Annotated in this window: 13 protein-coding genes; 12 read left to right on the plus strand and 1 reads right to left on the minus strand. The window is 35.4% G+C overall.

Translation table 11 applies throughout. From position 1 onward, the window contains the following. Positions 1-30: 30 nt before the first annotated feature. Positions 31-879 (minus strand): DUF2911 domain-containing protein, encoded by an 849-nt coding sequence (locus Q0972_RS10280; protein WP_299365497.1) that lies wholly within the window; start codon positions 877-879, stop codon positions 31-33. 158 nt (positions 880-1,037) lie between these two features. Here Q0972_RS10280 and Q0972_RS10285 point away from each other — a divergent pair, with 158 nt between their 5' ends. The 12 genes from Q0972_RS10285 to Q0972_RS10340 all read left to right on the plus strand — a co-directional run bounded on the left by Q0972_RS10285 (position 1,038) and on the right by Q0972_RS10340 (position 12,762). Further along, positions 1,038-1,367 carry a helix-turn-helix transcriptional regulator gene (locus Q0972_RS10285; RefSeq protein WP_299365499.1) on the plus strand — a complete coding sequence of 110 codons (330 nt, stop codon included), beginning with the start codon at positions 1,038-1,040 and terminating at the stop codon, positions 1,365-1,367. A 93-nt stretch (positions 1,368-1,460) separates the two neighbouring features. Continuing rightward, positions 1,461-1,931 (plus strand): DUF6428 family protein, encoded by a 471-nt coding sequence (locus tag Q0972_RS10290; protein WP_299365501.1) that lies wholly within the window; start codon positions 1,461-1,463, stop codon positions 1,929-1,931. Between the two features lie 20 nt (positions 1,932-1,951). After that, positions 1,952-2,566 carry a protein-tyrosine-phosphatase gene (locus tag Q0972_RS10295; RefSeq protein WP_299365503.1) on the plus strand — a complete coding sequence of 205 codons (615 nt, stop codon included), beginning with the start codon at positions 1,952-1,954 and terminating at the stop codon, positions 2,564-2,566. A gap of 25 nt (positions 2,567-2,591) precedes the next feature. After that, positions 2,592-3,632: an ACR3 family arsenite efflux transporter gene (gene arsB, locus Q0972_RS10300; RefSeq protein WP_299365505.1), complete on the plus strand. Its 1,041-nt coding sequence runs from the start codon at positions 2,592-2,594 to the stop codon at positions 3,630-3,632. 101 nt (positions 3,633-3,733) lie between these two features. Further along, positions 3,734-4,390 (plus strand): TetR family transcriptional regulator C-terminal domain-containing protein, encoded by a 657-nt coding sequence (locus Q0972_RS10305; protein ID WP_299365507.1) that lies wholly within the window; start codon positions 3,734-3,736, stop codon positions 4,388-4,390. Next, positions 4,391-5,701 carry an AarF/UbiB family protein gene (locus Q0972_RS10310; protein WP_299365509.1) on the plus strand — a complete coding sequence of 437 codons (1,311 nt, stop codon included), beginning with the start codon at positions 4,391-4,393 and terminating at the stop codon, positions 5,699-5,701. After that, positions 5,702-6,337, plus strand: coding sequence for a flavin reductase (locus tag Q0972_RS10315; protein ID WP_299365511.1), 636 nt, complete (start codon positions 5,702-5,704; stop codon positions 6,335-6,337). Positions 6,338-6,488: 151 nt separating this feature from the next. Further along, on the plus strand, positions 6,489-7,910 hold the full coding sequence (locus Q0972_RS10320; protein ID WP_299365513.1) for an SDR family oxidoreductase: 1,422 nt from the start codon (positions 6,489-6,491) through the stop codon (positions 7,908-7,910). Between the two features lie 158 nt (positions 7,911-8,068). Then, complete coding sequence (locus Q0972_RS10325; protein WP_299365515.1) at positions 8,069-8,218, plus strand: DUF2256 domain-containing protein; 150 nt, start codon at positions 8,069-8,071, stop codon at positions 8,216-8,218. Next, a complete protein-coding gene (locus Q0972_RS10330; protein WP_299365517.1) occupies positions 8,191-9,495 on the plus strand; it encodes a DASH family cryptochrome in 1,305 nt (434 codons plus the stop codon). Before Q0972_RS10325 ends, Q0972_RS10330 begins: the two co-directional genes overlap by 28 nt. A gap of 132 nt (positions 9,496-9,627) precedes the next feature. Beyond that, the gene (locus tag Q0972_RS10335; RefSeq protein WP_299365519.1) at positions 9,628-11,148 is read left to right on the plus strand and encodes a cryptochrome/photolyase family protein; all 1,521 of its coding nucleotides are present in this window, start codon (positions 9,628-9,630) and stop codon (positions 11,146-11,148) included. Positions 11,149-11,268: 120 nt separating this feature from the next. Continuing rightward, positions 11,269-12,762 (plus strand): cryptochrome/deoxyribodipyrimidine photo-lyase family protein, encoded by a 1,494-nt coding sequence (locus tag Q0972_RS10340; RefSeq protein ID WP_299365595.1) that lies wholly within the window; start codon positions 11,269-11,271, stop codon positions 12,760-12,762. The last annotated feature ends 11 nt before the right edge of the window (positions 12,763-12,773 follow it).

A 12,773-nucleotide genomic window follows, 5' to 3' on the forward strand; every position in this document is an offset into this window, starting at 1 on the left:
TTTTATAGTTTATGTTATGGTTTAAGGACTTTACATCGCTCCCCACTCCTTTAAAGACTCTTTGTTCATCTTAATGTAGTCAGCATTTTCAGCTTTCTTTGCACCTTCAAGTGACTTTTTAGCTGCTGCTATAGCACCTTTTTTATCGCCATTAGCTGCATGGATTAAAGATTGTTGTCTTAAATACCAAAAACGTGGCTGGTCGTTAGTCATATCTACAGCTTTGTCGATCCATTCCATCGCCTTATCCAAATCCTTACCTTCAGATAAGTTATAAACGGCAGCAGCATAGTAGTCGTTAGCTGATGGACCTGACATTACTCGATCAATTGAAGCAGAGGCTTTAGCATCTGTAGGAACTTCAAATGTTACAGCAGCATAAGTATTTTCCCAAACAAAACCTATACTCGCAGAATTATTGGTTAAATCATCAATTCCTATGGTCCAAGTTTCAACATTCATAGGCATGTTATAAACTTTTGCCGAAGCTTTAGCAGCAACTTTAGAATCATCCCATTCCCTAGGAGTTCCCCAATTTTCAGTATCCGAATAGAATACTACATCCCACGACTCCTTATTTGGCGTAATAAAAATTGCGTAAGACCCAGCTTTTAACGTGTTGCCATCTATTGTAACATCATCACCAAAAGTAATGGTCGTATTCTTATTGGCGCCTGCTCTCCACATCTTACCATATGGTACCAAATTTCCAAATATTTTTCTTCCTTTCATACTCGGTCGTGAGTATTCTAAAGTAACGTCAGTAAGACCAACTTTTTGTTCAATTTTTGTAAAAGGACTTGGCTGAGGAGTCTTAATTTGTGCATTAACAGAAAACATGAGAGTAAACGCAAATGCAAATAATACTAATTTCTTCATTTTGATTAGTGTTAAGTGTTTTTATTAGTGATGTAAAGGTACTACTTAACAGATGGTACAGTTGTTAAGGAATACTTAAAAGACACAAATTCTCATTTAAAATAGCACTTTATATCAAATATTAATCGTAATATTGCAATATATAAATTAAAGAATATATGGGACTGACGAAAAGTGAGATTTTTACAGATGCACAGAATGAAATAGCAACACTTGCAAAAGCCTTTGCACATCCGGCGCGAGTGGCCATTTTACATCATCTCTTTAAAACGAATTCTTGTATTTGTGGCGATCTGGTAGATGAAATTGGATTAGCTCAAGCCACAATATCCCAACACCTTAAAGAGCTTAAAACCTTGGGATTAATAAAAGGTAATATTGAAGGTACAAGCGTTTGCTACTGTATCGATCAGGAAAAATGGTCTGAAATGAAATACCTGTTAACTGCTTTTTTTGATCAAGACATAAAACCCGATAACTGTTGTTAACTATTTATTCTAAAATAAGTTATAAGGCTATATTGATTCCTAAATCTATTTACAAATCCTATCCAACAACTTTACAACAAAACATAGTAACCGATGAAACTATCAGAAATTAAATCAAAACTCAAAGTACTAGACACGATTGCCTTTCAATTACCAAACGGAACTTTAGTTCCTAGTCATTTTCATGTTACCGAAGTAGGTAAAATCAATAAACACTTTATTGATTGCGGTGGTACAGTAAGACATGAAGAAATTGTCAACTTTCAATTATGGGAAGCCAATGACTACGACCATAGACTTCATCCGGAAAAATTATTAAGCATTATCGAGCTTTCCCAAAATGTATTAAACATTGACGATTTGGAGATCGAAGTAGAATATCAAGGGGATACTATAGGTAAATATAACTTAGACTTTGATGGAAAAAACTTTTTATTAACTTCTAAGCAAACCAATTGCCTAGCCAAAGATAATTGCGGTATTCCTAAAGAAAAGCCTCGAGTAAGATTGTCGGACTTACAACAAACATCGGCTTGTTGCGAACCTAGTTCTGGTTGTTGTTAAACCTTAATTTATTCAAAACTATGGTATTTGAAACGATAGAGAAAGACATTAAACAATTAGATATTACGTCTATTGGTGAGTCTCGAAAAGCTGTTTTACAACTTTTAATAGATTTTATTGAGAATAAAATAAACGATAAATCTGTTATTAACCTGAATTTTATTTGTACCCACAACTCGCGCCGCAGTCATTTATCTCAAGTTTGGGCACAAGCGTTGGCTCATTATTACAACGTTAAAAATATATTTACATACTCTGGAGGAACTGAAGCCACTGCTCTATTCCCATCAGCTGCTGAAGCTTTAGAAAGCTCAGGATTTAAAATCAAAAAGCTTTCAAACGAGACTAATCCTTTATATGCCATTAAATATTCAGAAGTAAAACATCCAATTATTGGATTTTCAAAAACATTCGATGATCCTTTTAATCCATCGTCAGAATTTGCAGCAATTATGACTTGCGATTCTGCAAACGAAGCATGTCCCTTTGTTCCTGGATCAGAAAAACGAATTCCTTTAACTTACGAAGACCCCAAAGCATTTGATAATACACCCCAACAGGCTGAAAAATACAAAGAACGAAGCCTTCAAATTGCTACGGAATTAAAATATGTCTTTTCAAATTTAAAAAAATAAGGTTCTAAAAACTTTCATTACTGACATGAAAAAACTAAGCTTTCTCGACAAAAATCTCACCCTGTGGATATTCATAGCTATGGCTATAGGCGTAGGAATTGGCTACTTCTTTCCAAACTTTCCAAATTTTGTCAACTCATTTAACAGAGGCGCAACTAATATTCCAATTGCTATTGGATTGATTTTAATGATGTATCCACCATTAGCAAAAGTAAATTATGCACTGCTACCAAAGGTTTTTAAAGATGTGAAAATACTATCCATTTCACTAATTCTTAACTGGATTATCGGTCCGGTATTAATGTTTGTCCTAGCCATATTATTTCTAAAGGATTACCCCGAATATATGGTTGGTCTAATTCTCATTGGTTTAGCACGTTGTATCGCAATGGTTTTAGTTTGGAATGACTTAGCAGAAGGGAGCAGTGAATACGGAGCAGGATTAGTCGCATTAAATAGTATTTTTCAAGTTTTTGGATATAGTTTTTATGCTTGGTTATTTATTACAAAACTACCGCCTCTTTTTGGGTTTGAGGGTGCAATAGTTGATATTTCCATCGCAACTATTGCAGAAAGTGTGGCCATTTATTTAGGGATCCCTTTTATAATGGGGATTTTAAGTCGGCTTGTTTTAGTTAGACTAAAAGGTAATGAATGGTACAACAAAAAATTTATTCCTACCATTTCTCCCCTTACATTAATAGCACTTTTATTTACCATTGTAATCATGTTTTCGCTTAAAGGTGAATTAATTGTCGAAATTCCAATGGATGTTCTAATTATAGCGCTTCCATTGCTAATTTACTTCACTCTAATGTTTATTACAGGCTTCTTTTTCACCAAAGCCATGGGAGCAGAATATGATAAAACCGCTTCAGTTGCCTTTACAGCTGCAGGAAATAATTTTGAGTTAGCTATAGCTGTAGCTATTGCAGTCTTTGGCCTTAATTCGGGACAAGCTTTCGCAGGAGTCATTGGCCCCTTAGTAGAAGTTCCTGCACTCATATTATTAGTAAAAGTAGCTTTTTGGTTACGTAAAAAGTATTATTTCCCTCATAAAGTGTAACTCTTAATTCTATGTGTTTCCCTAAGAAAGAGTTAAATTTTGTTTAACCTTAATTGAAAATAGTTAAACAATTTGTATCTTTACATTGTAAAATAAGCACAATGGCAAAGAAAAAATCAGTATCACAATCAGATATTATTGGGTTCTACATGGATTATGTATTGATGCATAACGAAAATCCCAAGTCAGTTTATGCTTTTGCAAAAGATAATAATTTTAAAGAGCAAAAGTTTTATGAGTTCTTTGCTTCATTCGACGCTTTAGAACAGTCTATATTCAAAATATTTTTTGACAATGCGCATGCAGTTTTAGAGAAAAGCGAAGATTATTTAAACTTCGACGCTAAGAACAAGTTATTAAGTTTTTACTTCACATTTTTCGAAATTCTAACAGCAAATAGAAGCTATGTCAGTTATGCTTTAGAGGGACATAAATCCTCTTTAAAATCTCTCAAAACACTTATACACCTTAAAAAAAGGTTTGTCAACTATATCGAGCACCTAAACATTAATACTATTGACCTGAAGCAAGAGCAATTGGTAAGGTTACAAAACAGGAGTTTAAAAGAATCTGCATGGTTACAGCTTTTGATGACCATTAGATTTTGGTTAGATGACACATCACCTTCGTTTGAAAAAACAGATTTGTTTATTGAAAAATCGATTAAAGCCAGTTTCGATTTAATAGATACAACGCCATTAAAAAGCATAATCGATTTAGGGAAATTCCTGTATAAGGAAAAAATGCACATGAATTAAATGAAGACCATAGACAGTATACCAATAACAAAAATATCCCGAGCCTCAAAACTAGTGACTACTGGCGCTAAAGTTGGTGTAAATTATTTAAAATATTATGGCGACAAAATGGTGAGCTCCAAAGAAGAAGCTAAAGAGCGCCTTAATCAAAACAATGCAGAAGACATTTATGATAGTCTAAAAAAGCTAAAAGGAAGTGCATTGAAGGTTGCCCAAATGCTCAGTATGGAAAAAAGCATCTTGCCTAAAGCTTATGTAGAAAAATTTTCGTTATCACAATTTTCTGTGCCACCATTGTCACCACCATTGGTTATAAAAACATTTAAAAAATATTTTGGGAAACATCCCGATGAACTTTTTGATACTTTCAACGCAACTTCAGTTAATGCTGCAAGCATTGGTCAAGTACACCTTGCAGATAAGAATGGGAAAAAATTTGCTGTGAAAATCCAATATCCTGGAGTTGCGGAGAGTATCGCTTCAGACTTAGCATTAGTTAAGCCTGTGGCCATTAAAATGTTCAATATCAAAGGTAAAGATTCTGATAAATACTTTAAGGAAGTTGAAGATAAACTAGTAGAAGAAACCAATTACCTACTAGAAATAGAGCAGAGTAAAACGGTAGTTGAAGCCTGTAAGCACATTCCAAATCTTAAGTTTCCAAATTATTATGAAGCGTATTCCTCCGAGCGCATCATTACTATGGATTACATGAAAGGAGAACACCTTTCCGAATTTGTGGCACATAATACCAACCAACAAATATCTAACAAACTCGGACAGGCCCTTTGGGATTTTTATATGTATCAAATCCATAAACTTAAAAAGGTGCATGCAGATCCACATCCCGGTAATTTCTTAATTTCTGAAGATGGTGAATTAATCGCTTTAGATTTTGGTTGCATGAAATCCATTCCAGATGAGTTTTATGTCCCCTACTTTGAATTGGCTAAAAAAGAAAGTATCGAAAATCCAGAGGTGTTTAGAGCTAAAATGTACGAGCTGGAAATTCTCCGACCTGACGACTCTGTAGAAGAAATTCAGTTTTTTAGTGATATGTTTTATGAATTGTTGAGTCTCTTTACACAGCCGTTTCATAATGACGTTTTTGATTTTTCAAATCCAGAATTTTTCAATCAAGTGGCAGAAATGGGACAGAAGTATTCTAAAAGCACCGAATTGAGGAACATGAACGGCAATAGAGGGTCTAAGCATTTTATCTACATCAACCGTACATTTTTTGGCCTGTACAATCTAATGTTCGATTTAAAGGCAGAAAATATCAAAATCAATAATTTCATCAATCTATAAATGGCAACGTTTTCTTTAGACGACATCAACAATATGCATCATTTATACCGAATCAACCTCATCAATAGTTGTTCTGGCTATAAATCCGCTAATCTTATTGGGTCTAAAGATAACTTTGGCGTCAGCAATGTTGCTGTTTTTAGTTCTGTAACACATTTAGGATCCAATCCTGCTTTGTTAGGTTTTTTCTTAAGACCAACCACAGTCATGAGAAATACTTACGATAATATAAAAGCTACAGGAAAATACAGCTTAAACCATATCCATTTAGATATTCTTGAAGATGCACATCACACTTCCGCTAAGTATGACGCTTCGATATCCGAATTTGATGTCACCGATCTTAAGGAAGAATATAAAGACCACTTTATAGCACCTTTTGTAAAAGGATGTCCTATACAAATGGCCATGGAATATGTAGAAGAATATCCCATAAAGGCTAATAACACCATATTATTGATTGGCAGAATATCAAAATTGTACGTTCAGGATGAGTTATTAGAAAAAGATGGCTTTATCAATTTGTCTAAAGGCAAAGTAGCAACTATTAATGGTCTTGACGGTTATGCAGTACCCGAATTGAAAACCCGATTAGAATATCAAAGGCCTAAAGCAGAAATGATGATTGACAAATAATAACTGTCATATCGAACATTGGTTGAAATTAAAATACATTTTGATTGAGAGCGCACTACGAAGTAGTCTAGACATCTCGCTTATAATTAAATTATGAGATTTCTCAACAGCTTTGCCAATTCGAAATGACAAATAAGGATGAAAACGAAGCATGAAAATACTTATCACAGGTACAACGGGCTACATTGCCAAACGATTAGCACTTCAGCTACTCGAAGCTAAGCACAAGCTTATTTGCTGTGTCCGTGATATGAATCGCATTCCAGATGAAATCGAAGAACACCCCTTATGCACATTCATTAAAATAGATTTTCTTTCTCCAAAAGCGAATCAGATTCCAAAAGATATTGATGCAGCCTACTACCTCATTCATTCTATGGCTACAAATACAGAAGATTTTGAGGATTTAGAACGCCAATGTGCATCCAACTTTAAACATCTTATCGAGACTACAAACTGCAAGCATGTCATCTATCTAAGTGGCATAGTGAATGCTAATTCATTGTCTAAACATCTAAAATCGCGCTTACAAGTTGAGGAAACCTTAAAATCCAAAAAATATGCGCTAACCACCTTTAGAGCAGGTATTATAGTAGGAAGTGGCAGTGCCTCATTTGAAATCATAAGAGATATCGTCGAAAAACTACCATTGATGATTACTCCAAAATGGCTGAACACTAAATCACAGCCTATAGGCATCAGAGATGTTCTCACCTATCTATCAGAAGCTATCGGAAAAGAACAACTCTACAATAAATCGTACGACATCTTTGGCCCAGAAATACTGACTTATAAAGATATGCTATTGCAATTTGCCGAAGTTCGCGGGTTAAGAAGATATATCTATACACTACCTGTATTGACACCAAAACTATCATCGTATTGGCTATATTTTGTAACGTCAACATCATTTCAATTAGCACAGGCTTTAGTGGATAGCATGAAGGTGGAAGTCATTGGGAAGCCTAGTGATATCAATGAGCACATAGATATTGAACCAATGACCTATAAAACGGCAGTTAATCTGGCCTTCCAGAAAATACAGCAGAACTCGGTGATCTCTAGTTGGAAAGATGCTGTTAGTAGTGGCGTTTTCAGTGATCAACTATCAAAACACATCGAATTACCTCAATTCGGTTGTTTTAAGGATGTGCGCTATAGAAAGGTAAAAGATGAGCAATTCACCATTAATAAAATCTGGAGTATTGGTGGACGTAATGGTTGGTACAGTTTCAACGGATTATGGAAATTGAGAGGCTATGTCGATAAATTATTCGGTGGTGTTGGCCTTCGAAGAGGAAGAACACACGATACATATTTAGAACCAGGTGACCCCTTGGATTTTTGGCGTGTACTATTTGCCGATAAAAAAGAAAAACGCTTACTGCTATTTGCAGAGATGAAATTACCCGGCGAAGCATGGTTAGAATTTAAAATTGTAAAAGATAAACTCTACCAGCGTGCAGTTTTTAGACCAAAAGGCGTTTGGGGACGCCTTTATTGGTATATGGTTTTACCATTCCACGCTTTTGTTTTTAAAGGAATGATAAATGCATTGGTAGAATCAAAATGATATTGAATATCATTTCGACGGAGTGAAATATGAGTGACGAGAAACCGTAGGTTCAGCGAAGCTAAATCACATATTCATGCTGTTGGATGAGATATCTCATTTTAGCCTGTCTTAATTGACAGTTGAAAAATGTAATATGACAAATTAAAATTCAGAAAATGCCAAAAGGCACTAAGAAACAATATCTACCAGAAAAGGTATGTTTTGTTTGCAAACGTCCTTTCTCTTGGAGAAAAAAATGGGCAAAGGATTGGGATAATGTAAAATATTGTAGTGAAAGATGCAGAAGACAGAAAAAACAAATCTAGTTTGGTTTAGAAACGATTTAAGAACAATCGATAATGCCGTTTTAGCCGAAGCTAGCAAAAATGGCAACCGTGTTATAGGTCTATATTGCTTTGACCCAAGGCAGTTTCAAGTCCATTCCTACGGATTTAAGAAAACCGAGAAGTTTAGAGCAAAGTTCTTGATAGAAACCGTCATAGATTTAAAATCGCAATTAGATGCTTTAAATATTGACTTGCTGGTTTATTATGAATTGCCAGAAACTATCATTCCTAAACTCTGTGAAATTCATAATATCTTTAGTATTTATCTTCAAAGGGAATGGACTCAAGAAGAAGTTGATGTTGAAAATGTCGTGAAATCTAAATTGCCAAATATTAAATGGCATTCCATTTATAATCAATTTTTGTATCATCCAGATGATATCAATTTCGGAATAACAAATACACCTCAAGTATTTACCGTATTCAGAAAAAAGCTTGAAAAATACATTCCCATACGTGAAGAAGTTCAAACAAAACAGCAGTCTGAGGAAAATAGAATTGAAAATAACACCTCTATCCCTAGCCTATCTAATTTAGGTTTTGAAGATTTTGAGGTTCATCCGCATTCTGCATTTCCTTTTAAAGGTGGCGAAACCGCAGCTTTGACTCGTTTGAATGATTATTTCTTCGGTACAAAAAAATTAGGTTTCTATAAAAAGACCCGAAACGGTTTAGCTGGTACCGATTACAGCTCTAAATTCTCGCCATGGTTAGCCAATGGCAGTATTTCTGTACGAACGGTTTATTGGCAAGTGAAACAATTTGAAAAAGAGCACTTCAAAAATCAATCGACCTATTGGCTCATTTTCGAGTTGATTTGGCGTGACTATTTCAAATATATTTCGCTAAAGTATGGCAACCATATATTTAAATTGGGAGGTATTCTTTCAAAAGATTATGAATGGTCTACCAAGCCATCTCAAATTGATCAATGGATTAATGGAGAGACATATTCTGATTTTGTGAATGCCAATATGATCGAACTCAAAGAAACAGGTTGGATGAGTAACAGGGGACGCCAAAATGTAGCCTCTTATTTTGCTAAAGAACTAGAGCTCGATTGGCGCATCGGTGCGTCTTATTTTGAGTCTCTACTTATCGATTATGATGTTCATAGCAATTATGGCAATTGGATGTATGTCGCTGGCGTGGGGAACGACCCTAGAGACCGCAAGTTTAATGTACAACTGCAAGCAGAGCGCTATGATACTAATGGAAGATTTAGAAGGCTTTGGTTGCAACCGAGTTTGTTTTAAAAAAGTCATTACGAGCCTGCCTGTCGGCAGACAGGGAATGAGGCACGCGATGTACTGAGCTTGTCGAAGTGAATGACGAAGTAATCTAAAAAAGATTGCTTCACTATGTGCGCAATGACAAAACCAAAAGAAATGAAAAAGAAAGAAGCTATATTATTATTCCCGCATCAATTGTTTAAGAATTCCCCAATTCTAGAATTGGATTGTGACATCTATCTGGTTGAGGAATTCTTATTCTTTAGACATTACAAATTCCATAAACAAAAAATTGCATTTCATCGTGCTACTATGAAAGCCTACGAAGATTATTTAAAATCAAAAGGCAAGCAAGTAAACTATATCGAAGCTACATCTGGTTTGTGCGATGTTAGAACATTGATTCCAAGTTTGGTTGCCGATGGATTAAAAAGACTTCATATCATAGACCCTACGGATAATTGGCTTCAAAAACACATTAATTCTGTTTCAAAATACATTACAGTGACGTGGTACGAAAATCCTTTGTTTATTAATTCAAAAGATGAACTAAAGTCGTTTTTTAAGCCATCAAAAAAGAAATTTTTTCAAACGGCATTCTACAAACAACAGCGAAAGGACAGGGATATTTTGATGTCTTCTGGTGAGCCTGTAGGCGGCAAGTGGACGTATGATACAGACAATAGAAAGAAATATCCGAAAGGCAAAATGCCACCAAGCATTCAATTTCCAGACAGAACTAATTATCATATAGAGGCAGAAGACTATGTTAATCTAAATTTTGACAATCATTATGGTAAACTATCAGATTTCACTATTTATCCTATAGATTTTGACGCTTCTGAGTCTTGGCTACAAGAGTTCTTAGAAATTAGATTTCATGAATTTGGTATCTATGAGGATGCCATAGTGAAAGAAGAACATTTCCTTAACCATAGTTTACTTTCATCTCTAATTAATGTCGGATTGTTAAACCCTTCAGAAGTTATAGAAAAAGCTGTTGATTATGCTAATGAAAATGATGTCCCACTTAATTCAACTGAAGGCTTTGTAAGGCAGATTCTTGGTTGGCGAGAATTTATAAGAGGCGTATACGAAGTTAAAGGTACGGAAGAACGTACTAAAAATTTCTGGAAGTTCAATCGCAAAATACCAGCTTCGTTCTACAGTGGTACTACTGGCATTGAACCAGTGGATGACGTTATTAGAAAGGTGAATAAAACAGCTTATGCACACCATATAGAACGCCTAATGATATTAGGAAACTTTATGGTATTGTGCGAATTCGACCCCGATGAGGTTTACAAGTGGTTTATGGAGCTATTCATTGATGCTTACGATTGGGTGATGGTCCCTAATGTATATGGTATGAGTTTGTATGCCGATGGCGGTTTAATGTCCACCAAACCTTATATCAGTAGCAGTAATTACATCATGAAAATGAGCAACTACAGCAAAGGAGAATGGCAATCGACTTGGGATGGCTTATTCTGGACATTTATGGACAAGCATCGTGATTTCTTTTTAAGCAATCCAAGGCTAAGCATGTTGATAAGAACTTTTGACAAGATGAGGCAGGATACTAAGGAAACGCATTTCGACCATGCAAGAGTTTTTTTAAAGAGTTTAGATAAAATGAACATCACTTCGAGTGATTTTATGAGTGAAGCTTTATAAAATAGTATCGAGAAGTTGTATGGCTAGGGTTCTCGATAGCTCTGCTGAGCTTTGTCGAAGCACGTCCTGATCCCGATAATATTGTGACTGTAGGACACTTGAACTGATAAAAAAAGGAGTATAGTGACAACAAAAGAAAGCATAAATATTGTTTGGCTAAAACGCGATTTAAGACTCGAAGACAACGAGGCCATTACTAATGCCCTAAAGTCTAAAAAGCGTACACTCTTACTTTACGTCTTTGAGCATATATTATTAAATGATGACCACTATAGCGAACGCCATTTCAATTTTATAAAGGAATCCATAAGAGATATCAACAATGAATTAAGAAGCTACAATAGTAAAATCCTCGCTGTGCTGAGCGACATACAAGGTGCGTTTAACTTAATCCAAGAATTCTATAAAATTAATACCATTTTTTCCCATGTTGAAACTGGCCTGCTAGTCACATACAATAGAGATAAAGAAATTAAGCGTTATTGCAGAAACAATATTATTAATTGGGTAGAAAGTAAAAATAATGGTGTAGAGCGCGGTTTGGCCAATAGGGAGAACTGGTTTGAAAATTGGGAAAACTACATGTATCAAGATCCTGAAGTATTTCAACCAAGAGATAATCAATTATTGAAACTGCCCGAAATTGAAACTTTGGAAAACGTTTTTACAATAGCCGACTTAGAAACACCCACGGACACAAAATTTCAAAAAGGAGGTAGCACTACAGGATGGAAGTACGCCAATTCTTTTTTAGAAAGTCGCCATGAAGAGTATATGTTTAATATTTCTAAACCTGAAGCGTCTCGTATAAGCTGTAGCAGAATCTCACCTTACATTGCCTGGGGTAATTTATCCATTAGGCAAGTATTTCAAAAGGCGCAAGAGGTAAAATCTGCCTCAAAAGACAAGCGCCATATAGGAGCATTTATCTCACGATTACGCTGGCAAGCTCATTTTATCCAAAAGTTTGAAATGGAACATACCATGGAAAACGCTAGTGTTAATAAAGGTTACCATAAGCTAAAAAAAAGTATTTCTAATGAATACCAAAAGGCTTGGCGTGAAGGGCAAACAGGATTCCCTCTTGTTGACGCCAGTATGCGCTGTCTCATAGAAACAGGTTATGTAAACTTTAGGATGCGTGCCATGTTGGCATCATTCTTTACCCATATTCTATGGCAACCCTGGCAAGCGGCAACCACTCACCTATCCCAACAGTTTTTAGACTTCGAACCTGGTATTCATTTTCCTCAATTACAAATGCAAGCTGGAGAAACTGGCATCAATAACCTTAGGATTTACAATCCTACTATTAACAGTCTAAAGCACGACCCAGAAGCTGTCTTTATTAGAAAATGGGTGCCCGAATTGGCGCATTTAGACACACCTTTTGTTCATGAACCCTATCTTATGACAGAAATGGAACAGGCATTCTACAACTTTAAATTGGGTGTTGATTATCCAAATCCAATAGTAGACATCAAGGAGAACCGTAAAAGAGCCAGTGATATTTTATGGAATATGAAACAGGATCCGCAGGTTATAGCAGAAAGTTTCCGCATTTTAAAACGACATACTCTTAAGGATAGAGATCGCATGCTAAGGAACGAATAAGCGTCCATGTT

This window comes from Winogradskyella sp. (genome assembly GCF_028282165.1).
Classification (GTDB): Bacteria; Bacteroidota; Bacteroidia; order Flavobacteriales; family Flavobacteriaceae; genus Winogradskyella.

Excerpts from the sequence above, each read along its gene's own strand:
- Q0972_RS10280 (WP_299365497.1), bottom strand. The coding sequence starts at position 879 with ATGAAGAAATTAGTATTATTTGCATTTGCGTTTACTCTCATGTTTTCT.
- Q0972_RS10285 (WP_299365499.1), top strand. The coding sequence starts at position 1,038 with ATGGGACTGACGAAAAGTGAGATTTTTACAGATGCACAGAATGAAATA.
- Q0972_RS10290 (WP_299365501.1), top strand. The coding sequence starts at position 1,461 with ATGAAACTATCAGAAATTAAATCAAAACTCAAAGTACTAGACACGATT.
- Q0972_RS10295 (WP_299365503.1), top strand. The coding sequence starts at position 1,952 with ATGGTATTTGAAACGATAGAGAAAGACATTAAACAATTAGATATTACG.
- arsB (WP_299365505.1), top strand. The coding sequence starts at position 2,592 with ATGAAAAAACTAAGCTTTCTCGACAAAAATCTCACCCTGTGGATATTC.
- Q0972_RS10305 (WP_299365507.1), top strand. The coding sequence starts at position 3,734 with ATGGCAAAGAAAAAATCAGTATCACAATCAGATATTATTGGGTTCTAC.
- Q0972_RS10310 (WP_299365509.1), top strand. The coding sequence starts at position 4,391 with ATGAAGACCATAGACAGTATACCAATAACAAAAATATCCCGAGCCTCA.
- Q0972_RS10315 (WP_299365511.1), top strand. The coding sequence starts at position 5,702 with ATGGCAACGTTTTCTTTAGACGACATCAACAATATGCATCATTTATAC.
- Q0972_RS10320 (WP_299365513.1), top strand. The coding sequence starts at position 6,489 with ATGAAAATACTTATCACAGGTACAACGGGCTACATTGCCAAACGATTA.
- Q0972_RS10325 (WP_299365515.1), top strand. The coding sequence starts at position 8,069 with ATGCCAAAAGGCACTAAGAAACAATATCTACCAGAAAAGGTATGTTTT.
- Q0972_RS10330 (WP_299365517.1), top strand. The coding sequence starts at position 8,191 with ATGCAGAAGACAGAAAAAACAAATCTAGTTTGGTTTAGAAACGATTTA.
- Q0972_RS10335 (WP_299365519.1), top strand. The coding sequence starts at position 9,628 with ATGAAAAAGAAAGAAGCTATATTATTATTCCCGCATCAATTGTTTAAG.